This is a genomic window from Sphingomonas crocodyli, assembly GCF_004005865.1.
Classification (GTDB): Bacteria; Pseudomonadota; Alphaproteobacteria; order Sphingomonadales; family Sphingomonadaceae; genus Rhizorhabdus; species Rhizorhabdus crocodyli.
In genome coordinates, this window is the sequence record NZ_SACN01000003.1 from 210,836 (window position 1) to 232,270 (window position 21,435).

Below are 21,435 nucleotides of genomic sequence, written 5' to 3' on the forward strand. Positions count from 1 at the left end.
CCCCGCTGGAGAGAAGCGATGACAATCGATGCCGATGTGGCCGCCACGCTGGAAATGTTGAAACTCGCACCCGTGCCCGGGCCGGAGATCGAGATGGCGACCTTCCGCGCGATGATGGCGGCAGGCAATGCGGCGCGCGGCGAGCCCTTCTCGATCACGCGGGTCCAGGATGTGCGCTTCCCCGGCATGGACGGCGATGTGCCCGCGCGTTTCTACGCAAACGGTGCCCCTGACGCGCCCCTGCTGCTCTATTTCCACGGCGGGGGCTGGTCCTTCTGCAATCTCGATACGCATGACGATTTCTGCCGCAGGCTCAGCGCATTGCTCGGCTGGAGCCTGTTGTCGGTCGACTATCGGCTGGCGCCCGAGCATCCCTATCCGGCTGCCTTTGACGATTGCTGGTCGGCGCTCGAATGGGTCAATGGCGACGGCACCGAAGCGTTGGGCATCACGCCGACGGCAATCGTGGTCGGGGGCGACAGCGCGGGCGGCAATATCGCGGCCGGCATGTGCATCGCCGCAATCGAGCGGGATGGCCCACGGATCGACCACCAACTGCTCCTCTATCCCGCGCTCGATCCCCGGCTGCAAACCGAATCCATCCGCACGAACGGGCGCGATTATTATTTGACCGAGGGTTCGCTGCGCCATCTGTGGGGCCTGTATCTGGGCGGACGCGATGCGGATGTCTATGCTGCCCCGGCCTTCCACGACGATCTGAGCCGGCTTCCGCCTGCGACCATCGTCACCGCCGAATATGATCCGCTGCGTGACGAGGCGCGCGATTATGCCGCGCGGCTCGAAGCCGCGGGCGTGCCGGTTGCCTATCGCTGCATCGAAGGCACGATCCACGGCTTTGCGCAGATGCCCAACCTTGCCTCCCAGCAGAAGCTGATGGCTTTCCTGAAGGGCGAACTGACGGAATTGCTCATTCGCTGACGATGATTGTTCGGGGTCTGCCGCTGAGGGGCAGACCCCGAACAAGGATCGATCAGGCCATCTCGGCGGGTGCTTTGTAGGTCACATCGAACGCGCCTTCGAACCCCGCGTCGATCACCTGGTCGCAAATCTGCCGATAGGATGGCAGCCCGCCCAGGTAGCACATGAACTGCACCGGTTTGCCGGGGATGTTCGCCCCCATGTACCAGCTGTTCCCGCGCATATAGAGGCTGTTTTCGGCTAACCCCGCCACCTTGGCCGCCCACGCGGACTGCGCGTCGGCATTGGCCTCGAGCGCCTCAATATCGTGATCGCGGGCATAAGTGAACGCCCGCACCAGCCATTCGACATTGGCTTCGATCGTGGCGATCACGTTCGAGATCGCGGTCGGCCCGCTCGGCCCCGTGATCATGAACATGTTCGGGAAGCCATGCACGGCCATGCCCAGGAAGCAGTCCGCCGACTGGGCCCATACGTCGCGCAGCAATCGGCCGTCGCGCCCATATATATCGACCGACGATAGCGCGCCCGTAAAGGCATCGAAACCCGTCGCCAGGATCAGCATGTCGAGCGGATAGGTCGCGCTTTCGGTACGGACACCCTCGGCAGTCACGTCGCGGATCGGATCGACCTTGAGATCGACGAGGTGGACGTTGGGCTTGTTATAAACCGCGTGATAGCCGGTATCGAGCGCGACGCGCCGGCTGCCGATCGGATAGCCGCGCGGTTTCAGCGCTTCGGCCACGGCCTGATCCTCGACGATCACGTTGATCTCGCCGCGCACATAATCGGCGACCTGATCATTGGCTTCGATCGTCATCATATGATCGGGGAAGGCGCCCAGCATCGAAAATCCGCCGCGCGCCCACGCCTGATCGAAGTTCGCGCGCCGCTCCTCATCGTTCATCTCGAACGTCTTGCGCGTGCCGGGCGTCGCCTTCAGCCCGGCATAGCTTGCCCGCGCGTCGCGGCGCCGATCGGGATAGATCGCCTTGGCCTCATCCATTTTCTCGGGCGAGATCGGGGCGTTGCGCGCGGGGACGGAGAACGTCGGGGTCCGCTGAAAGACAAACAGCTCGCCCGCCTTTTCGGCGACAGCGGTGATCGCCTGGATGCCCGACGATCCGGTGCCGATCACACCCACGCGCTTGCCTGCAAACGACACGTCCTCGTGCGGCCAGCGCGATGTGAAATAGGTCTCGCCCGCAAAATCGCCGAGACCGGGGATTGCGGGATCCTTCGGCACCGCCAGGCACCCCGTTGCCATGACGACGAACTGCGCCGTCAGGCTGTCGCCCTTGTCGGTACGGATCGTCCAGCGCGCGACCGCCTCGTCATAGTCGGCGCCGACCATTGCCATGTTGAAGGTGAAGTAGGGCCGGACGCCCAGCCGATCCGCCACGAAATGAGCATAGCGCAGGATTTCCGGCTGAGCCGCGTAGCGCTCCGTCCAAGTCCACTCCTGATCGATCTCCGGCGAGAGTAGGAATAGTCGAAGCTTTCGACGTCGCAGCGCGCGCCCGGATAGCGATTCCAATACCAGGTCCCGCCGAAATCCCCCGCTTTGTCGATCGCGCGGACATCGAAGCCCGCATTCCGCAACGTGTGAACCATGTAGATCCCGGCAAAGCCGCCGCCTACGACGACGACATCGAGGTCGGATACGTCTCCCGCGCCTTTCATCTGTCCCTCCATAACCCATTCTGATTTTGGAGCAGGATCAACGACACGGCTCAAAAAGCAAGGGGGCTCTGGGATGGAGCGACCGGATCGGACGGGATGTATTTAGCGGGCAGGAACGCGCCTCATGACCGGTCATTCGTGCCGCTAATCCTATGCCTGAAAGCAGACATGTCGATCCGGGATAGCGCTAGGTCAGAAGTTCGCGGAAGAACGCCCTGATGTCGTCGATCATCAGGTCCGGTACCTCCATGGGCGCGAAATGCCCGCCCGTGTGGGCGACGTTCCAGCGCTGGAGATTGTAATAACGCTCGGCCCAGCGGCGCGGCTGCGGCATCACATCCTCGGCGAATTGCAGCACTCCCACCGGCGCCTCGACCACAGGCACGCGATCGTGGACCGGCCCCGCATTGCCGGGCCGCGCTTCGTAATAATAGCGGGCCGAACTGACATAGGTTTCGGTGAGCCAGTACAGCATCACCGTATCCAGCAGATCGTCCTTGCTGAACACCGTCTCCAGCCCGTCACGGACATCTGCCCAGGCGTAACGCTTTTCAACCAGCCATGCGGCCAGGCCGACCGGTGAGTCATTCAGCGCGAAGGCCGGCGTCTGCGGGCGGGTGCGCTGGATCTGCATATAGCCGTTTCCGTCCTGCATGAACGTCTGCGTCTTCGCGCCCCAGGCATATTCGTGCGGCTCGAAATCCGACGGTTCGGGATAAGGCGGCTTGATCGGCGCGATGAAGTGGAGGTGTGCGCCGATCACGCGATCGGGATAGGCATGGCCCAGCATCGCCGAGATCATCGCGCCGAAATCCCCGCCCTGCGTCGCGAAGCGTTCGTAGCCGAGCCGGTCCATCAGCTTCACCCACAGATGCGCCGTCTCGAAGAAGTTGACGCCTGGCCGGTCGAGCGGGCTCGAAAAGGTGAAGCCGGGCAGCGACGGCACGATCACGTCGAACGCATCGGCCGGATCGCCACCCACTCCGGCGGGGTCGGCCAGCGGCCCGATGATCTCGCGCATGTCCCAGAACGTCCACGGCCAGCCGTGGTTTAGGATCAGCGGGGTCGGGTTTGAGCCCTTGCCCCTCACATGGATGAAATGGATCGGCACGCCGTCGATAGTGGTTCGGAACTGCGGCAGCGCGTTCATCTTCGCTTCTTGCGCGCGCCAGTCATAGGTGTTGAGCCAATAGTCAGTCAGCTCGCGCATATAGGCCAGGTTGGCGCCCGCCTGCCACGCGCCGTTGTCGCCAATCTCGCGCGGCCAGCGGGTGCGAAGCAGCCTTTCGCGCAGGTCGCCCAGTTGCGCGTCGGTCGCCGCGATCGTGAACGGCTCGATCCTGTCGTCCATCGTCCCCTCCTCCTCATTTTATTCTCGGTGGTCAGCGTTCCTCGCGCAGGAAGCGACCGAACAGCATCGTCGCCACGGCCAGCCGGTCACGCGATGTCTGATCGTCGCCATGCCGGGCGCGGTGGGTCAGGGCATGACCGAGTTCTGCCAGCGTCGCCTGCGCCCATGCCAGTCGGAAGCCTTCGCCCGGTTGCAGGGCGCGTTCGAAGGCGATGAACTGTTCGGCAAAGCACCGCATCATCGTCGCGCCGAACCGCGCGGTTGCCTGTGGTGTTCCCGGCTGCATGCCCACCGCCATGATCAGCTCGGCAGGCGCCGGCTCGGACGTCACGAAGTCGGCGAAATCCGCGACCCAGGCGCCGATCTCCGTATCGGACGGCGCAGGCCCCGGCAGCCGCCGGATGACATCGCAGACGTCGATGACGTAGTTTTCGCCGATCGCCTCCAGGATCTGCTCCTTGTCCGCGAAGTGCGTGTAGAGCGTCGACCGCCGGATCTCGGCCGCATTGGCGATCTGGTCCATTGTCGCCGCCGCATACCCAACCGTCGCGAACAGCCTATTGGCAGCCTTGCAGATCTGCTCGCGCGTCATAGCGCGCCGCGCCGCGCCGCGATCCTCGCCGCGCCGTGGCGCCCGTAAAAGCGCGGCTTTGCTGTCGGGACCGTCACCGCTCATATCGCACCCCTAACGATAAATGGACATATTGTCCATTATTGTATATAGATCGCGCCGACGCTGGATGGACTCGCCTGGGAGCGACCCCGATGACCGATCTAAAACTGCGCAAGATCCCTTTCGTATTCGATGATGTGGCCTTCATCTGGAATCCCCAGGATCCGGGCTTTTCGGTGATGATGAACAAGATCTCGTTCCTCGCTGTCGGGTTTGAGAAGTATATCTGCCGCGCTGTGCAGGATGCCGAAGCGCGGATCACGGATCCGGCGGTGCTGGCGGAGGCCAAAGCCTTCCGTGCGCAGGAAAGCATCCATTCGCTTGCGCACAAGAAACATCTCAAGGCGCTGATTCGCCGCTATCCTGGCCTGCAGGAGACGCTCGACAAGGTCGTTGCCTCGTATGACGAGCTGTACGAAGCGCATCCGCTCGAATTCCACCTCGGCTATGTCGGCGGTCTCGAAAGTGTGTTCACGCCCTTTTTCAAGCTGCTGATCGATCACCGCGACAAGCTGTTCGCTGGAGGCGACACGCGCGTCGCCTCGCTGATGCTCTGGCATTTCTGCGAAGAGATCGAGCATCGCAGTTCGGGCCTGATCATCTACGATCATGTCGTTGGCCGCTATCTCTACCGCATTGCCAATTACCGCCGATATATGGCGCATTCGGGCGGGCTGTTCAAAATGATGGGCGAGGAATTCGTCCGCCATATCGACGATGTCCCGGCCGATATCCTCCTGCGCAACAAGAGCGATCAGACGCTGCCGTTCAAGGCACGGATGCAGTCGCTGGCGGGCGTGCTCGCCGCGCAATTGCCCTGGCACGATCCGGTCCATGAGGCGCTGCCAGACTATTTCGCCGAATGGACCGGGCGCTATGATCGGGGCGAGGACATGACCCGCACTTATGGCGCGACATTGCAGGCTGCTTGAACACATTCAAATCGAGAGCTGTCTCCTATGGACATCCGACCAGAGGGATCTTCGACGCGGGTACCCAATCTCGCGCGCATCACTATCGCGCCAATCTTCCTTTTCATCGGCATGATCCATTTGCTGCGCCCCGGGTTCTTTGCGGCGATGATGCCACCCTCGATACCTGCGCCGCACGCGGTGATCATCGCGACCGGTCTCGCTGAATTAGCAGGTGCTATCGGATTGTTCCTGCCGCGTACCCGGTCGATCGCAGGGGTGATGCTCGCCCTCTACGCTGTTTGCGTTTACCCGGTGGACATCAATCACGCGGTGCACGACCTATCCACCGGGACGGGCGCGGGATGGCTTTACCACTATCCTCGCTTGTTCGCGCAGCCCTTGATCTGCTGGTGGGCGCTTGTTGCAGGAAAGGTGGGCTTCTCACTGCACCGATGAGGCAGCAATGCGCCCTACATCGGTCCCTCAGCGAAGCGATTCTCTGTTCCAAGGACCGCCGTTCGTCGTGCCAATCGACCGCTTGAGTTGGCCGCGATCGATGTCGCGACAGCTCACGTGAGTTTTATAACAGCGCCGCCTCAGAAAGGCGGCGGCGCACTTTTCATAAGAGATCGAGATGATGTCCCTGGTTCAACATGACGCGATCCAACCCTTGCGGCTTGCCGTGCCGCAACAGCAGCTCGACGACCTCGCGGCACGGCTGGATATGACACGCTGGCCCGATCGCGAAACTGGCGAAGGCTGGTTCCAGGGGGTGCCGCTCGACGAGATGAAAGCGCTCTGCAACCATTGGCGCCACCATTATGACTGGCGGCGGTGCGAAGCCGAGATCAATCGCCGAGGTTCGTCGACCACCACGATTGACGGCTTGGCGATCCATTTCCTCCATATCCGCTCGGCCGAGCCCAGCGCGACGCCCCTCCTGCTCACCCACGGCTGGCCCGGATCGATCGTCGAGTTCCTCAAGGTAATCGACGCGCTCGCAGATCCCGTGCGCCACGGCGGCGAGGCCGCGGACGCCTTTCACCTCGTGATCCCGAGCATCCCGGGATACGGTTTTTCCGACAAGCCGCGCGAGCGCGGCTGGAATATCGAGCGCATCGCGCGCGCCTGGGCGGTCCTTATGGAGCGGCTTGGTTATGCCGACTATATCGCTCAGGGCGGTGACTGGGGCGCGGGGATTTCGCAGGCGATGGGCGCGCAGGCGCCTGCCGGGCTCGCCGCGATCCATCTCAATCTGCCGCTCGGCTTCCCGAGCGAAGCCGAGCGCGGCGCGCTCGACCCGGCCGAGACCGCGGTCATAGCGCAATTCACCGACCATCAGCTCTACAACCGTGCCTATTCGGAGGTGCAGCGGACGAAGCCGCAGTCGCTCGGCTACGGTCTTGCCGACAGCCCGGTGGCGCAGGCGGCCTGGATCTACGAGAAATTTTTTCTGTGGACCGACTGCGGCGGCCATCCGACCCATGTGCTGCATTATGATGAAATCCTCGACAACATCATGCTCTACTGGCTGACCAACAGCGGCACGAGCGCGGCGCGGCTCTATCATGAGAGTTCGACCAATTTCGCGGGCCACCAGGTCACTATCCCGGTGGGCGTGTCGAGTTTCCCGAAAGAGATATTGCGCTCGACGCGCAAATGGACCGAGCGGCTCTATCCGCGCTTCGTCAGCTGGACCGAGCCGGCGCGCGGCGGCCATTTCGCGGCGTTCGAACAGCCTGACCTGTTCGTCGACGAGCTGCGCCGCTTCCGCACCGCGCTGGCGACGCACCTGTCGTAACCTTCCCGTATCAGGAGATGATCTTGAGACACTTCACCGTGACGATCGCCCTTTGCCTCGCCGCTGCGCCGCTGGCCGCCGCGACGTCCGCGCCAAAGCCGATCATGGGCGACTGGATCACCGACGGCGGTAAATCGATTGTGCGGATCCAAGGCTGCGGCGCCAACATGTGCGGGCGCATCGTCAAGATCCTGAAACCCGATCCGGCGGCGCCCAAGACTGACACCAACAATCCCGATCCGGCGCTGCGCGCCCGGCCGCTGGCAGCGCTTCAGATCCTGACCGATTTCGTCCCCGATAGCGCGAAGTGGATCGGCTCGATCTACGATCCCCGATCGGGTCGGACCTACAAGAGCAAGGCGAGCCTGCTCCCCGACAACACGCTCCAGGTCGAAGGCTGCATCGCCTTCTTCTGTCAGGGCCAGGTCTGGACCCGCGCCCCCTCATGATGAGCGCGATGTTACGGCGCGATCTCCGCGCAAATGGCCGGGATAGTCGAGCGCAACGTCGGCATTAGGTCGCCGCAAAGGCAATGCGGGTGTAAGTGGTGGCATCACCTGAGATGCCGCCCGACATCGTATGGCTGCTGCTGATGGGGGGCTCCCCCAATCGATGGTGCAAAGCGGCAGCTACGCGCCCCATATCGGTCGTTCGATTGCCGCTCTAGCCCGCCTGAAAGCAGACATTCGAGATCGTTGATTTCGCGCTCGCTGGCCCGACTACCAAATTATCGATCCTTGGAATGCGACAGTGCGCGCAGCTTGCGCATCCGCGAGGTTGAGTTCGGAGACAGTGCGCGAACGTTCGATGTCCTTTCTTCCGAAGGAAAGATCATCGAGCGATCCTGCGCTGTTTGGTTTCCTCGCTGCGCATCGGCGCTTTCCGCCGGAGCATAGATACCTAGCTCCCGACGCAGCCGGCCAATCCGGTCCAATTTCCGCACAGGCATGGTCGCTGCTTCCTCATGGAGAAATCGTGGCGATCTGCCAGCGGTCACATTCTGAGCACTTACCTCCTAGAATATTGAGAGTCTGCGACCGCAAATCAGGAACAGAAATATTCCCTCACTTTTAATCTGAAAGGACGCGAGCCCGTCGGAGGGTTGAGTATCGGAGTTAGTCGCCTACGGGCCTGATCCATCACGCTTGACAACTTTTCCCGCCACAGCATGATGGCCGGCAATGGGGGTGGCGATCCCCCCACGAGGCGTCAGCCGAAGCATCGCGTCCCGATTGTCATCAAGGACGCCTTATGCCTGCCTATAACGCCATTGCGGCCAGCAAGCTCGACCGCCTCGTCGGCACCCCTGCCGCCCCTTTGATCATCGATCTGCGCGATCAGCCGCGTGAGATCATCCCCGGATCGATCCCGCGATCCCCCGACAATGCGCTCGACTGGGCCGATCCGGTCGATCAGCCGATCCTGCTGGTCGATGCCGACGGCGCCGGGCCGGCCGCCGCGGTCGCCGCCCTGCTGCGCAGCGACGGGCGGGCGGCTGAGATCCTCGACGGCGGGTTCGAAGCGTGGCGAAGTGCGGGCGGGATAACCGTCTGCCTCGATCACCTGCCGCCGCGCCACGACGATGGCGGCACATGGTGGGTGACGCGCGCGCGGCCGAAGATCGATCGCATCGCTTGCCCCTGGCTGATCCGCCGCTTCGTCGATCCCCAGGCGCGCTTCCTCTACGTCTCGCCCGGCGACGTGCTGAGCGTTGCGGTGTCGCAGGGGGCGGAGCCGTTCGACCTGTCCGACGACCGTGTTTTCTGGAGCCACCGCGACGGGCGCTGCACCTTCGACCTGATGATCGAGGCGTTCGGGCTCGACACGCATGAGCCGCTGACCCGGCTCGCCGCGATCGTGCGCGGGGCGGACACCGACACACTCGATATCGCGCCCGAGGCGGCGGGACTGCTCGCCATCTCGCTGGGCCTGTCGCGCAGCTTCAGCGACGATCATGCGCAGCTCGAAGCGGGCATGGCCGTCTATGACGCGCTCTACCGCTGGTCCCGCGATGCGCAGGGCGAAAAGCACGACTGGACATCGCACCAGCCCGCCCGCGCGCGTTCGTAAGGGGCGGTCATGGCTGACATCGAAAGGGGCGCCACCGCGCCCGCACGCCCCGCGCCGGTGACGTGGGGCCAAGCCTTCTGGGTCTGGCTGCGGATCGCCCTGCTCTCCTTCGGCGGCCCCGCCGGGCAGATCGCGGTTATGCACCGCATCCTGGTCGAGGAGAAACGCTGGATCGGGGAGCATCGCTTCCTCCATGCTCTCAATTACTGCATGCTCCTGCCCGGCCCGGAGGCGCAGCAGCTGGCGACCTATATCGGCTGGCTGATGCACCGGACGAAGGGCGGCGTGATCGCGGGCACCCTGTTCGTCCTGCCCGGCGCGATCGCGATCATGGCGCTGAGCTGGATCTACGTCCTTTTCGGGCAAATCGGCATCGTCTCGGCGCTGTTCTTCGGGCTGAAGGCGGCGGTTCTTGCGGTGGTGGTGCAGGCGGTCCTGCGGATCGGCGGTCGCGCGCTGAAGACGATGGCGTCGCGTATGCTCGCGGCGGCGGCCTTCGTCCTGATCTTCTTCGTCGGGGCACCCTTCCCGCTGATCGTGCTGGGTGCGGGCCTGATCGGCTGGCTGGCGGGTCGACGGGGAGCAGGATTGTTCGCGGGCGGCAGCGGGCATGGTCCTGCGGGCGGCGAGATCGTGCCGGACGCCGAAACCCTGCTGGGCGAGGAATTGCCCGACCATGCCAATCCGTCGTGGCGCGAAACCGCACGGACCGCGATCGTCTGGCTCGCTTTGTGGCTGATCCCGGTCGCCGCGCTGATCGCGCTGCTCGGCCCCGACGACGTGTTTAGTCGGATCGCCACCTTCTTCTCGAAAATGGCGATGGTGACGTTCGGCGGCGCCTATGCGGTGCTGGCCTATGTCGCGCAGCAGGCGGTCGATCATTATGGCTGGCTGGGGCCGAAAGAGATGCTCGATGGCCTCGGCATGGCGGAGACGACGCCAGGGCCGCTGATCATGGTGCTCCAGTTCGTAGGCTTCCTCGGCGCCTATCGCGATCCGGGCGCGCTGTCGCCGCTGGTGGCGGGGACGCTGGGCGGGTTACTGGCGACCTGGGTGACGTTCATGCCCTGCTTCGCTTGGATTTTCCTAGGCGCGCCCTTCGTCGAACGGTTGCGCGGCAATGCCGCCATCGCCGCCGCCCTCTCCGCGATCACGGCGGCAGTGGTCGGCGTGGTGCTGAACCTCGCCATGTGGTTCGCGCTGCATACGCTGTTCCGTGAGACCGCGCCGCTCGCACTGGGGCCGATCCGCTTCGACGCGCCGGTGCTGGAGAGCCTCGATCCCGCCGCCTTCGTCCTCTCGCTGGGTGCGCTCCATGCGATCTTCGTGCTGAGGTGGAGCGTGATCGCCACCCTTGCCGTCACGTCGGTCGCGGGCGTCGCGCTCCACTTTGTCGACTTGTTGAATATTTGAAGGGAGTGAGGCGGCTATAGACCGCCGGTCATGATGCAGGCAGCCTTGCGCCCCATTATCGGCCGTTTAGCCTGGCTCGGTGCGTGCTCAAAACCTGCCGTCCATTGATCTTAGGAAAAGCCGACATTGGTGAGCCGCTTACATCGGGATAAGTCGATGGCTCTTGCCCGCGGGCAACTAATCGGGCATTCCCGATCTATGGATCAGGACTTGGCAATTGCTGCGCTCGCGGCTCTGGCACACTCAACCCGGCTCAACGCCTTCCGCTTGCTTGTTCGGCACGAGCCGGACGGTTTGCCGACAGGTGCGCTGGTCGAGGCAAGTGGGCTAACGCAAAGCACCTTCTCAACCCATCTTGCTGTGCTTGCTAAAGCCGGGCTGGTGATCGCCGAGCGGCAGGGCCGACAGCAGATCCAGCGCGCCAACATTGACATGCTTCGCGCCTTGATGACCTTCCTTGCCAAGGATTGCTGTCAGGGCCGCGCCGAACTCTGCGAGCCCTTGCTCGCCGACCTCGCCTGCTGCTGAAGGACCGGCCGTGACCGAAATCGTCATCTACCATAATCCGGACTGCGGAACGTCGCGCAACGCGCTCGAGCTGATCCGCAATAGCGGCGTCGAGCCCCACGTGATCGAGTACCTGAAGACGCCGCCATCGCGCGCCCTGCTCGTCGAGATGATCGAACGCGCCGGAATGACGCCCCGCGATCTGCTCCGGGAGAAGGGCACGCCCTACGCCGAGCTTGGCCTCGACGATCAAACCCTGAGCGACGAGGCGCTGATCGACGCGATGCTGGAACATCCGATCCTCATCAACCGACCGCTCATCGTGACTCCGCTCGGTGTGAAACTATGCCGTCCGTCCGAAGCGGTGCTCCACATTCTGCCGGACGCGCAACGCGGCGCCTTCGCCAAAGAAGACGGCGAACAGGTCGTCGACGCAGCCGGCCAGCGTGTCAGCGGGACGTGATCCGCCAAGCCCTCCTGTCCGAGGCGCTCGGCAGCCTCATCCTCTTCGCGACGGTCATCGGCTCGGGCATCATGGCTGAGCGACTGGCCACGGGAACGTCGCCATCGCGCTGCTCGGGAACACATTGGCGACCGGTGCGATGCTGTTTGTGCTGATCACCATGCTCGGTCCGGTCTCCGGAGCGCATCTCAATCCGGCTGTCACACTCGTCATGCGCCTGCGCGGCCACGTCAGCACCAGGGTGACTATCAGCTATGTCCTCGCCCAGCTGATCGGTGGCGTTCTCGGCGTCTGGCTCGCCCACCTGATGTTCGACGTCCCGGTTCTGCAGCTGTCGCGTAAGATCCGCATCGGCCCCGGCCAATGGATCGGTGAGGCGGTTGCTACCTTCGGCATCATCGTGACGATCCTCGGCACGGCGAGGATGCGGCCCGAAAGCATCCCGGCTAGCGTCGCGCTCTACATCACGGCCGCCTACTGGTTTACCTCGTCGACCAGCTTCGCCAACCCCGCGATCACCATCGCACGGTCGTTTAGCGACAGCTTCGCCGGCATCGCCCCCGCATGCGTGCCCGGATTCATCGCGGCGCAGATCCTTGGAGCCTTGGCATCGCACTTCGCTGCCGATCTCCTATTCACCGAGAAACCGAAAGGCACCGCATGAACCGCGTCCGCGCCCTATCCAGTCCCAAATATCTGCCGGCGCTCGACCGATCCTTCGTCATCGACCGGCCTGCGTTGGGTCTTGGTGCCGACCAGCCACCGCCACGCATCCTGCTGCTCTACGGTTCCCTCCGCCAGCGCTCCTTTTCGCGCCTCTGCGTCGAGGAGGCGGCCCGTTTGCTCCAGTTATTCGGCGCCGAGACCCGGATTTTCGATCCGTCTGACCTGCCGCTGCCTGAACAAGCGGCGGGCGACGACCACCCCGCCGTGCACGAGCTGCGCGAGCTCTCCCTGTGGAGCGAAGGGCATGTGTGGTGCAGCCCCGAGCGGCATGGCCAGATCACTGGCGTCATGAAGGCTCAGATCGACCACCTACCGTTGGCGATGGGCGGTATGCGCCCAACTCAAGGCCGCACACTCGCCGTCATGCAGGTGTCGGCCGGGTCGCAGTCCTTCAACAGCGTCAATACGCTACGCCTGCTCGGACGCTGGATGCGAATGTTCACGATCCCCAACCAGAGTTCGGTCGCCATGGCCTATAAGGAGTTTGGTGATGACGATCGGATGCGGCCTTCCAGCTATTATGAGCGGATCGTCGACGTGATGGAGGAACTCGTACGGATGACCGTGCTGATGCGCCCGCACGTCGAACAGCTCGTCGACCGCTACTCGGAGCGCAAGGAGGCCGGCATCCCGGCGATGCGCGAGGACCATTCGGCAGTCGCCATCGGACGTTAGATTGACGCTCTGGGCGACGGGTAACAGCGATGGCAGTAACGCGCCCCTAATCAGCCGTTCAGCCAGACTTCGCGCATGCCCGAAATCGGTCGTTAGGGTCCGCGGAGAGACGTTGGAAGAAAGCTTCACCCAGACGATTGAATCTGTAGCCCCGCTCGGGGCTTAGTGCAGCGATATGATCCCATCAACCGCAAGCCATTCGCGCGGCTGAACCATTTGATCGTGCGCGATCCGTACCGAATGGAGAGCGGCATCAATTTCCCTGCGCCAAAAGTCGAGAAAATCGAACAGGACGGGAAAGTCGGGCGCCAGATCATATTGCTGCCAGACGAAAAGCTGCAGCAGCGATGGAGCATCGGGTCGATGGAAATGAATTTCCGCCGTGGTCAGGCCATAGCCCTGAAGCTGCCTGAGAAATGTGTGATCGACCATTTCAATGGACACTTGGCTCATCGGCTGGCCGACTTGATGGCAAAGCGAAGTGGATCCGAATGACCATAGTAGGCGGGCCGGGTGGAGCTCCGTCAGTCTTGGATTGGGTCGATTTACCCTGTCGTGCGCGCCGAATGGCATGATCTACTTCGGGTTCGTGGCTCGGTCCCGCGCGGCGCGTTGCGAAAAAGATGACAGGTTTGGGTTCGGGCTGCGACACGCCATCCTCCTTTCGTTGGTCGCTTCGCGATCATGTCGATCGCAAGGAAAATCTGGGCTGCGTCGGCCGATCCGTCAAGACTCTGCGATGTGCCTTGTCATGGAGATTGGCACTCTATCATGCCGAGTGCCAAAATTTTTCGTTCCCTGTCTTGAACGGAAAATCGACCCGCATTAGCTGGCACCCGCCTGCTGCAAAAAGGGCCAGCAGGCGCGATTCAACCTGTTTTGCAAACGGAGGTTATGCATGCATTTCCGCCCCTTGCACGACCGTGTGGTCGTCCGCCGCGTCGAAGCCGAGGAGAAGACCTCGGGCGGCATCATCATTCCTAACAACGCCAGAGAGAAGCCGCAGGAGGGAGAGGTCGTCGCCGTCGGTACCGGCGTGCGCGACGAGCATGGCCAGCTGGTCGAACTGGCTGTGAAGGCCGGTGACCACATCCTGTTCGGCAAATGGTCCGGAACCGAGGTCAAGATCAACGGCGAGGACCTGCTCATCATGAAAGAGAGCGACATCCTCGGCGTGATCGAAACCGTGGCCAATCTCAGGCAGGCGGCCTGACCCCACCATCAGTCAGGAATGAAAGGAGTTTAGCCCTCATGGCTGCGAAGGAAGTCAAATTCGCTTCGGATGCGCGCGACCGCATGCTGCGCGGCGTCGACACTCTCGCCAATGCGGTGAAGGTCACCCTGGGCCCCAAAGGCCGCAACGTGGTCATCGAGAAGAGCTTCGGCGCTCCGCGCATCACCAAGGACGGCGTCACCGTCGCCAAGGAGATCGAACTTGCCGATAAGTTCGAGAATATGGGCGCGCAGATGTTGCGCGAGGTCGCGAATAAGCAGAATGACAAGGCGGGTGACGGCACGACGACCGCGACCGTTCTCGCCCAGGCCATCGTGCGCGAAGGCTCGAAGGCCGTCGCGGCGGGAATGAACCCGATGGACCTCAAGCGCGGGATCGATCTGGCGGTCGGTGCCGTTATCAGGGATCTCGAAGCCCACGCCAAGAAGGTCAGCGCGAACAGCGAGATTGCGCAGGTCGCGACGATCTCGGCCAACGGCGATGCCGAAGTCGGCAGCATCCTTGCCGAGGCAATGGAAAAGGTCGGCAATGAAGGCGTGATTACGGTCGAGGAGGCCAAGAGCCTGCAGACCGAACTCGAGACGGTCGACGGTATGCAGTTCGATCGAGGCTATTTGTCGCCTTATTTCATCACCAATGCCGAAAAGCTCAAAGTCGAGCTCGACGAGCCCTTCATCCTCCTTCACGAAAAGAAGCTTGCCAATTTGCAGCCCATGGTCCCCCTCCTCGAGAAGGTGGTTCAGTCGGGTCGCCCGCTTCTGATCATCGCCGAGGACGTCGAAGGGGAAGCTCTGGCGACACTGGTCGTTAACAAGCTGCGAGGCGGTCTCAAGGTGGCTGCTGTCAAGGCGCCGGGCTTCGGCGATCGCCGCAAGGCGATGCTTGAAGATATCGCCATTCTGACCGGCGGGGAGGTGGTCAGCGAAGAGCTTGGCACCAAGCTTGAGAATGTCACGATCGATATGCTCGGCCGCGCGAAGAAGGTCACGATCGACAAGGATAATAGCACGATCATCGATGGCGTCGGTGTCAAAGCCGATATCGATAACCGGGTCGCGCAACTGCGTCAGCAGATCGATAGCACGACCAGTGACTATGATCGCGAGAAGCTTCAGGAGCGACTGGCCAAGCTTGCAGGGGGCGTCGCCGTCATCCGCGTCGGCGGCGCGACCGAGGTTGAGGTCAAAGAAAAGAAGGATCGCGTCGACGATGCTCTCCATGCCACCCGCGCAGCCGTCGAAGAGGGTATCCTGCCTGGTGGGGGCATTTCTCTGCTACGGGCGCTCAAGGCGCTCGACGGGCTGAAAGCCGCCAATGATGATCAGCAGTCGGGCATCGATATCATCCGGCGCGCTCTGCGCGCGCCGGCCCGGCAGATCGCTGAAAATGCTGGCGAGGACGGATCCTACATCGTCGGAAAGCTGCTCGAATCCTCCGATTATAGCTGGGGCTTCAACGCGGCGACCGGCGAATATGGCGACCTCGTCCAGGCCGGCGTGATCGATCCGGCAAAGGTGGTGCGCACCGCGCTGCAGGATGCAGCCTCGGTAGCGTCGCTTCTCATTACGACCGAGGCGCTCGTTGCCGAAGCGCCGAAGGACGAGAAGTCCGGCTCAGCTGTGCCGGCCGAATATTAAGATGGCAGGGATGCCGGGGTCACGCGGCTCCGGCATCCTCTCAGCCCTTCATCTTCAAACATAGATGCGGCGCACGGCAGGCGAAGGTGCCGTATGTCCACATCTCCCTATCCGAGGTCAGTTCGTGGAGCACGAAGCGAAGAAGGACGCCGCCTATATCCGGCGCGCGGTGGAGCTGGCGGATCTGAATGCGGTCAAGCTGGCGATGTTCCACATCACCCGTGACGAAGCGTTCGCGGCTCTCCCCGTCGGCGCCAAGATGAGTCCCGAGCAGAAGGCATGGCTTGCCGACAAGGCGGCTGCGTGGCTCGAAAAGAATGCCGGTCCCGCCAATCTGGAAGAGCCGGCCGAAGCCGATCTGCGCCGGATGATGGACATGGTCACCGGCATTCCGAACGGCGAGATGGAGTTCAACCTCCGCCGCGACCTGACCGGGTTCAAGGAATTCCCGTATATGGTCGATTGGACCAACGGGAAGCCGGAGATCCCCGAAGGCTTCAAGGTTGCGGTGATCGGCAGCGGCTTCGCGGGCATCGGCACCGGCGTCCAGCTCGACAATCTCGGCATCCCCTACACGGTGTACGAGCGCCGCAAGGACCCGGGCGGCGTGTGGAACATCAACCGCTATCCCGACGTCCGCGTCGACACGATCTCGATCACCTACGAATTCCTGTTCGAACGCGATCACGAATGGTCCGAATATTTCGGCCGCGGCGCCGAGGTGCGCGAATATCTGCGCAAGGTGTCGAAGAAGCGCGGCGTGTTCGACAAGACCCGCTTCGAACATGACCTGAAGAAGGCCACCTGGGACGACGATCGCAACGTGTGGAAGCTCGAATTCGACACGCCCGATGGCGTGCTGAAGGAAGATGCCAATGCGATCATCTCGTGCGCCGGCCTGTTCGCGACCCCGAAGGTCGTCGACTGGGAAGGGCAGGAGAACTTCAAGGGCGAGATCGTCCACACCGCCTTGTGGAAGGACGATGTCGACCTGAAGGGCAAGAAGATCGCGACGGTCGGCCAGGGGTCGACCGGCATCCAGATGCTCGGTGCGCTCGCCCGCGAAGGCAGCCAGGTCACCGTCTTCCAGCGCACCGCGCAGTGGATGATGCCGCGTGAGAAATATGGCGAGGCGATGGAGCCCGAAGTGCAGTGGCTCGTCCACAATCTTCCCGGCTACTGGAACTGGTGGCGCTACAGCGCGACGTCGGGTCTGTTCGAAACGCACGGCCTGATGCAGGTCGATCCCGAATGGCAGGCCAAAGGCGGCATCGTCAGCGAGGCGAACGACCAGATCCGCAGGGATCTGACCGCCTATATGAGCCACCAGCTCGGCGGGCGGCAGGATCTGATCGACAAGGTCATGCCCGATTACGCGCCCTTTTCGCGCCGTCCGATCGTCGACAATGGCTGGTACAAGGCGCTGACCCAGCCGAACGTCGAACTGGTCACCACGCCGATCAAGCGGCTCGTGCCCGAAGGCATCGAGACCGCGGACGGCAAGATCTACGAGGCCGACTTGTTCGTCACCGCGACCGGCTTCGATGTCGTCAAATATCTGTGGCCGGCCCGCTATATCGGCAAGGACGGTGTCGACCTCCACCAGAAGTGGGACGAGGGTGATGGCCCGCGCGCTTATGTCGGCATGATGAACCCGGGCTTCCCGAACCTGTGGACGCTCTACGGCCCGAACTCGCAGCCGGTGTCGGGCGGCCCCGCCCAGCCGGTGTGGTTCGCGATCTGGTGCTCCTATGCGACCCAGTGCATCATCAAGATGCTCGAGACCGGGCACGCCCAGGTCGACGTCAAGCAGGACGCGTTCGATCGCTACAATGCCGAGCTGGACGAGGAAGCGAGCAAGCTCATCTCGATGAATGAGGTCGGCGGCGTCGGTAAGAACTACTACGTCAATACCGAGCACATGCGCCTGCAGGTGAACTCGCCCTTCTACGCACCTTATTATCACAAGCTGTGCAGCACGCCTGTGTGGGACGATCTGACGGTAAGCGGCCAATTGACGCCGCGCGGCACTCGGCCAGACTGAAAGGCCCACGTCAGTTAAAAAGCGGTTGAAGTTTTAGGCGGGGCGCAGGCCCCGCCCGCTCAGGCCGCCGCCTTCTCGCGCTCGAACACGAAGCCGCGATAATTGTCGGCAGCGATCTCGTCGCACTTGGTCTTATAGAAGCCCAGGCCACCCTGGTAGACGAGCACCGAACGCGGCTTGCCCGGGATGTTCGTGCCCAGATACCAGTTCTGGTCGTCGTGGATGCGCAGCGCCCGCGAATAGGTTTCGGCGGCGTGCATCGCCCATTCGTTCTGCGCCGCCTCGGTCGTGTCGATCTCGACCGCGTCGATCTTGCGCATATGCTCGAGAACGCCGGCGATCCACTGGACGTGCTGGTCAATCGAGAAGATCACGTTGGCAAGAACGCCCGGGCTGCTCGGGCCGGTGATCGTAAACAGGTTCGGGAAGCCGGCGACGGCCAGGCCCATATAGGTGTGCGGGCCATCCTTCCACGCTTCGCGCAATTCCAGCCCGTCCTTGCCGGTAATGTTCATCGACAGAAGCGGCCCGGTGACGGCGTCATATCCGGTCGCGACGACGAGCATGTCGAGTTCGTGGAACGTGCCGCTCTTCAGCTTCACGCCCGTATCGGTGATCTCGACGATCGGATCCTCGGTGATGTCGACCAGCGTCACGTTGGGCTGGTTGAAGATCTGGTAATAGCCGGTGTCGATGATGATGCGGCGGGTACCGATATAGGTGCCCTGCTTGGGGCACAGGCGCTCGGCCGTGACCGGATCCTTGACCGTCTGGCGGATCTTGTTGCGGACGAAGTCCGACACTTCCTGCGCGGTTTCGGCATTGGTTGACACGTCGGCATAGACGCCGACGAGCGCCGCCGTCCCCGATGCCCAGCACTTCTCCATATTGGCGAGGCGCTGTTCGGGCGTGTGCTCCGCCGCCGTCATCGCGAAGGGGGTTCCGACATCAGACCAGGTCGCGGCAAAACTGTTGCGCTGCCATTCGCGGTGCGCGGGATAGATCGCCTTGCGCTTCGCGATCTCCTCGTCCGACAGCGGCGGCGTGAGGCACGGCAGGCTGTATTGCGCGGTCCGCTGCAGCACGTAGAGATGCTCGGCTTCCTTGGCGATCGCGGTCGACGCCTGGACCCCGGTCGATCCGGTGCCCAGCACGGCGATGCGCTTGCCCTTCAGCGCCACCTTGTCACGCGGCCAGCGGCCGGTGTGATAAAGCTCGCCCTTGAAGCTCTTGATGCCTGGAATATCGGGCAGGTTCGGTTCGGACAGGGCACCCGCGCCGCTGATGAAGAAGCGCGCTTCATAGGTGTCGCCGGTGTCGGTGCCGACCGTCCAGGTCTTGCTGTCTTCGTTCCAGTCGGCCTTGTTCACCGACGCGTTGAACTTGATATCGCGGCGCAGATCGTGGCGATCGGCGAGGTGGAGCGCGTAGGTCAGGATTTCGGGCTGGGCGGCGTAACGCTCGGTCCAGTTCCATTCCTGATCGAGTTCGTCGTCCCACGGCACCGAATAGTCCATCGACGGCACGTCGCAGCGCGCGCCCGGATAGCGGTTCCAGTACCAAGTGCCGCCAACGTCGCTGCCGCGTTCGATCACCAGCGCGCTCAGACCCATCTCACGCAGCTTGACCAGCATGTGCATGCCCGCAAAGCCTGCGCCGACCACGATCGCATCGAAACGTTGCATCTTTCATCCCTAATCGTTGATCATCACTCTCATACAGCCTTCGCCTCAGTCCGCGCCGACGGGTGATCGACCCCTACCCCGCCGGCCCGCCATCACGTCGGCGATGAGGCGGCCCGAGCAAAGTAAATAGTGGCCTGCCGCTACCGTCTTTCCAGTCGGGAAATGGAACCCGGGCCGACCGCTCGGGACGATCGCGATCGTGGCTATCGCTCACGCTGTGCCGACCTGCGAAGAGGTGCCGGGCGTCGACACCAGAATGATGCTGGCGCAGATGCGGGGCGATGAGCCAATCGGGCGGTCGGCGACGGACAGGCGCGCTGCGAGGCGAACGGTCCGTTACCCTATCAACATCGGTCATTGGACTATGAACTACAGCCAAGGGCCGGCGACGTTTGCGCGTCGCCGGCGGTTGGATCAGGCTTCAGCCTGCTGCTTGATCTGCGGAAGACGACCGCCGTCGTTTGCCGGGGCACCGATCTCGATCTTGCGCGGCTTCATCGCCTCCGGAATTTCGCGCTTCAGCGCTATAGTCAGCAAACCATTTTCGAAGGTCGCCGACCGCACCTCGATAAAGTCTGCAAGCTGGAACCGTCGCTCGAACGGCCGGGCGGCGATGCCCCGGTGAAGATAGCGCTCGCTCGTGCCGGCCTCGTCGCGCTTGCGCCCAACGACGACCAGCTGATTCTGCTCCGCGGTAATTTCGACCTCGTCCGGTGAAAAGCCAGCCAGGGCCAGCGTGATCCGGAAGCTGTCATTATCGATTTTTTCGAGATCGAAAGGCGGATACGGATCGCCCAACTCGTTGCGCACATTTCCCTCGAGCATATCGAAAAGGCGGTCAAAGCCGACAGTCGAGCGGCGATAAGGTGCAAAATCAAAATTGGTTCTCACAGTCAAATCCTCCGATGAGCAATCTGAGCATGAAAAGCGCTGGAAAGAGCCAGCGCCCTCTCGCGACCGAGCCCTTTCGGCACCCGGCGGCGGCGAGATAATTTCGCTTTTCAGCAGGTCAAGATCCGCTCTCCTGTCTCCTGCAGATTTTTTGGCGGATCGTGGATCTCATATTGGTAGCTAGGCCCCGCACGACGAAGGTGATTCTCCCGCTCGCTGCTCAATCGATAGCTGGTGCGGAGGGCGCCGCGTGAAAACCCTATCTTTCGCACCGGCTGCGCCAAGCACCGAGGCAAGCTTGTTGCGCGCATATTCTCCGCGCCGGAGGTCGAGCATGCTCACCCCATGCTGATCCTCGCGCAATGATCCCCAGATCCTCGCTTGGGTAGATCACAGTTTGGCGTGCGCTGACACATCCAGTCTCCGCTCGGCGCCATGATGGCATCCAAGAAACGATGGTCCGCCTTCACCTGTGTCCGTCTGAAAGCTGCCAGTCGGAAATCGGCCCCTTTCCGGCCATTCTTCTTGCATGACGTTTGGCAGCGAGGCATGGGCCTCACATGGCTGACATCAATCGACGGCTGCAGGAAAAAATTGCCCAGCTACCCGAGTGGCTTCGGCAGGATCTGACCTCAAAAGATGAAGCCATCCGCACGCGTGCCGAAGATGCGCTAGCCGCCATCTTGAGCGCGACTTTGAAAGACCTCCCGCCCGTCTGACAGCATATGC

At 62.7% G+C, this 21,435-nt stretch carries 20 protein-coding genes and 2 pseudogenes; 15 read left to right on the forward strand and 7 right to left on the reverse strand.

Features of this window, described 5'->3' with window-relative positions:
* The first annotated feature begins 18 nt into the window (after positions 1 to 18).
* Positions 19 to 939: an alpha/beta hydrolase gene (locus tag EOD43_RS18575; protein ID WP_127745533.1), complete on the forward strand. Its 921-nt coding sequence runs from the start codon at positions 19 to 21 to the stop codon at positions 937 to 939.
* A 52-nt stretch (positions 940 to 991) separates the two neighbouring features.
* On the opposite strand, the gene EOD43_RS18580 is transcribed toward EOD43_RS18575, so the two are convergent.
* The 4 genes and pseudogenes from EOD43_RS18580 to EOD43_RS18590 all read right to left on the reverse strand — a co-directional run bounded on the left by EOD43_RS18580 (position 992) and on the right by EOD43_RS18590 (position 4,649).
* Complete coding sequence (locus EOD43_RS18580; protein WP_420822462.1) at positions 992 to 2,476, reverse strand: flavin-containing monooxygenase; 1,485 nt, start codon at positions 2,474 to 2,476, stop codon at positions 992 to 994.
* Positions 2,455 to 2,634: pseudogene (locus EOD43_RS24265) on the reverse strand (NAD(P)-binding protein); the annotation flags it as partial. The pseudogene EOD43_RS24265 and the gene EOD43_RS18580, both read right to left, overlap by 22 nt.
* A gap of 175 nt (positions 2,635 to 2,809) precedes the next feature.
* Entirely contained in the window at positions 2,810 to 3,973 is a 1,164-nt protein-coding gene (locus tag EOD43_RS18585) for an epoxide hydrolase family protein (protein WP_127745534.1), read from the reverse strand.
* Between the two features lie 31 nt (positions 3,974 to 4,004).
* Complete coding sequence (locus EOD43_RS18590) at positions 4,005 to 4,649, reverse strand: TetR/AcrR family transcriptional regulator (protein ID WP_127745535.1); 645 nt, start codon at positions 4,647 to 4,649, stop codon at positions 4,005 to 4,007.
* An 89-nt stretch (positions 4,650 to 4,738) separates the two neighbouring features.
* Here EOD43_RS18590 and EOD43_RS18595 point away from each other — a divergent pair, with 89 nt between their 5' ends.
* The 10 genes and pseudogenes from EOD43_RS18595 (at position 4,739) to arsH (ending at position 13,215) form a co-directional block, all read left to right on the forward strand.
* Complete coding sequence (locus EOD43_RS18595; protein ID WP_127745536.1) at positions 4,739 to 5,578, forward strand: metal-dependent hydrolase; 840 nt, start codon at positions 4,739 to 4,741, stop codon at positions 5,576 to 5,578.
* Positions 5,579 to 5,605: 27 nt separating this feature from the next.
* Positions 5,606 to 6,016 carry a DoxX family protein gene (locus tag EOD43_RS18600; RefSeq protein ID WP_127745537.1) on the forward strand — a complete coding sequence of 137 codons (411 nt, stop codon included), beginning with the start codon at positions 5,606 to 5,608 and terminating at the stop codon, positions 6,014 to 6,016.
* A gap of 178 nt (positions 6,017 to 6,194) precedes the next feature.
* A complete protein-coding gene (locus EOD43_RS18605) occupies positions 6,195 to 7,361 on the forward strand; it encodes an epoxide hydrolase family protein (protein ID WP_338069012.1) in 1,167 nt (388 codons plus the stop codon).
* 23 nt (positions 7,362 to 7,384) lie between these two features.
* On the forward strand, positions 7,385 to 7,810 hold the full coding sequence (locus tag EOD43_RS18610; RefSeq protein WP_240653350.1) for a DUF2147 domain-containing protein: 426 nt from the start codon (positions 7,385 to 7,387) through the stop codon (positions 7,808 to 7,810).
* Between the two features lie 802 nt (positions 7,811 to 8,612).
* Entirely contained in the window at positions 8,613 to 9,431 is an 819-nt protein-coding gene (locus EOD43_RS18615) for a chromate resistance protein ChrB domain-containing protein (RefSeq protein WP_127745540.1), read from the forward strand.
* A gap of 9 nt (positions 9,432 to 9,440) precedes the next feature.
* Complete coding sequence (chrA, locus tag EOD43_RS18620) at positions 9,441 to 10,844, forward strand: chromate efflux transporter (RefSeq protein WP_127745541.1); 1,404 nt, start codon at positions 9,441 to 9,443, stop codon at positions 10,842 to 10,844.
* Positions 10,845 to 11,042: 198 nt separating this feature from the next.
* Positions 11,043 to 11,372, forward strand: a complete 330-nt coding sequence (locus tag EOD43_RS18625) for an ArsR/SmtB family transcription factor (protein WP_127745542.1) — start codon at positions 11,043 to 11,045, stop codon at positions 11,370 to 11,372.
* Between the two features lie 10 nt (positions 11,373 to 11,382).
* Positions 11,383 to 11,814 carry an arsenate reductase (glutaredoxin) gene (arsC, locus tag EOD43_RS18630; protein WP_127745543.1) on the forward strand — a complete coding sequence of 144 codons (432 nt, stop codon included), beginning with the start codon at positions 11,383 to 11,385 and terminating at the stop codon, positions 11,812 to 11,814.
* A pseudogene (locus tag EOD43_RS18635) lies at positions 11,811 to 12,478 on the forward strand (aquaporin). The gene arsC and the pseudogene EOD43_RS18635 overlap by 4 nt, the downstream one beginning before the upstream one ends.
* Complete coding sequence (arsH, locus tag EOD43_RS18640; protein WP_127745544.1) at positions 12,475 to 13,215, forward strand: arsenical resistance protein ArsH; 741 nt, start codon at positions 12,475 to 12,477, stop codon at positions 13,213 to 13,215. Before EOD43_RS18635 ends, arsH begins: the two are co-directional and overlap by 4 nt.
* A 162-nt stretch (positions 13,216 to 13,377) precedes the next feature.
* On the opposite strand, the gene EOD43_RS18645 is transcribed toward arsH, so the two are convergent.
* Positions 13,378 to 13,647: an usg protein gene (locus EOD43_RS18645; protein WP_127745801.1), complete on the reverse strand. Its 270-nt coding sequence runs from the start codon at positions 13,645 to 13,647 to the stop codon at positions 13,378 to 13,380.
* Between the two features lie 466 nt (positions 13,648 to 14,113).
* Between EOD43_RS18645 and groES the strand changes: the two genes are divergently transcribed.
* From groES to EOD43_RS18660, 3 genes are all read left to right on the forward strand, one after another.
* Positions 14,114 to 14,428, forward strand: a complete 315-nt coding sequence (gene groES, locus EOD43_RS18650; protein ID WP_127745545.1) for a co-chaperone GroES — start codon at positions 14,114 to 14,116, stop codon at positions 14,426 to 14,428.
* A 38-nt stretch (positions 14,429 to 14,466) separates the two neighbouring features.
* A complete protein-coding gene (gene groL / locus EOD43_RS18655) occupies positions 14,467 to 16,086 on the forward strand; it encodes a chaperonin GroEL (RefSeq protein ID WP_127745546.1) in 1,620 nt (539 codons plus the stop codon).
* 124 nt (positions 16,087 to 16,210) lie between these two features.
* Positions 16,211 to 18,130, forward strand: coding sequence for a flavin-containing monooxygenase (locus EOD43_RS18660; protein ID WP_164857336.1), 1,920 nt, complete (start codon positions 16,211 to 16,213; stop codon positions 18,128 to 18,130).
* 59 nt (positions 18,131 to 18,189) lie between these two features.
* On the opposite strand, the gene EOD43_RS18665 is transcribed toward EOD43_RS18660, so the two are convergent.
* Both EOD43_RS18665 and EOD43_RS18670 read right to left on the reverse strand, forming a co-directional pair.
* Positions 18,190 to 19,815 (reverse strand): flavin-containing monooxygenase, encoded by a 1,626-nt coding sequence (locus EOD43_RS18665; RefSeq protein ID WP_127745548.1) that lies wholly within the window; start codon positions 19,813 to 19,815, stop codon positions 18,190 to 18,192.
* 414 nt (positions 19,816 to 20,229) lie between these two features.
* Positions 20,230 to 20,706: an Hsp20 family protein gene (locus EOD43_RS18670; RefSeq protein ID WP_164857337.1), complete on the reverse strand. Its 477-nt coding sequence runs from the start codon at positions 20,704 to 20,706 to the stop codon at positions 20,230 to 20,232.
* 560 nt (positions 20,707 to 21,266) lie between these two features.
* Here EOD43_RS18670 and EOD43_RS23760 point away from each other — a divergent pair.
* Entirely contained in the window at positions 21,267 to 21,425 is a 159-nt protein-coding gene (locus EOD43_RS23760) for a hypothetical protein (protein WP_164857338.1), read from the forward strand.
* Positions 21,426 to 21,435 lie beyond the last annotated feature (10 nt).

Bases quoted from the DNA above. Each gene is read 5' to 3' on its own strand.
- groES (WP_127745545.1), top strand. From the start codon at position 14,114: ATGCATTTCCGCCCCTTGCACGACCGTGTGGTCGTCCGCCGCGTCGAA.
- EOD43_RS18625 (WP_127745542.1), top strand. From the start codon at position 11,043: ATGGATCAGGACTTGGCAATTGCTGCGCTCGCGGCTCTGGCACACTCA.
- EOD43_RS18645 (WP_127745801.1), bottom strand. From the start codon at position 13,647: ATGGTCGATCACACATTTCTCAGGCAGCTTCAGGGCTATGGCCTGACC.
- arsH (WP_127745544.1), top strand. From the start codon at position 12,475: ATGAACCGCGTCCGCGCCCTATCCAGTCCCAAATATCTGCCGGCGCTC.
- EOD43_RS18615 (WP_127745540.1), top strand. From the start codon at position 8,613: ATGCCTGCCTATAACGCCATTGCGGCCAGCAAGCTCGACCGCCTCGTC.
- EOD43_RS18575 (WP_127745533.1), top strand. From the start codon at position 19: ATGACAATCGATGCCGATGTGGCCGCCACGCTGGAAATGTTGAAACTC.
- EOD43_RS18590 (WP_127745535.1), bottom strand. From the start codon at position 4,649: ATGAGCGGTGACGGTCCCGACAGCAAAGCCGCGCTTTTACGGGCGCCA.
- EOD43_RS18665 (WP_127745548.1), bottom strand. From the start codon at position 19,815: ATGCAACGTTTCGATGCGATCGTGGTCGGCGCAGGCTTTGCGGGCATG.
- groL (WP_127745546.1), top strand. From the start codon at position 14,467: ATGGCTGCGAAGGAAGTCAAATTCGCTTCGGATGCGCGCGACCGCATG.
- EOD43_RS23760 (WP_164857338.1), top strand. From the start codon at position 21,267: ATGGCTGACATCAATCGACGGCTGCAGGAAAAAATTGCCCAGCTACCC.
- chrA (WP_127745541.1), top strand. From the start codon at position 9,441: ATGGCTGACATCGAAAGGGGCGCCACCGCGCCCGCACGCCCCGCGCCG.
- EOD43_RS18605 (WP_338069012.1), top strand. From the start codon at position 6,195: ATGATGTCCCTGGTTCAACATGACGCGATCCAACCCTTGCGGCTTGCC.
- EOD43_RS18585 (WP_127745534.1), bottom strand. From the start codon at position 3,973: ATGGACGACAGGATCGAGCCGTTCACGATCGCGGCGACCGACGCGCAA.
- EOD43_RS18600 (WP_127745537.1), top strand. From the start codon at position 5,606: ATGGACATCCGACCAGAGGGATCTTCGACGCGGGTACCCAATCTCGCG.
- EOD43_RS18595 (WP_127745536.1), top strand. From the start codon at position 4,739: ATGACCGATCTAAAACTGCGCAAGATCCCTTTCGTATTCGATGATGTG.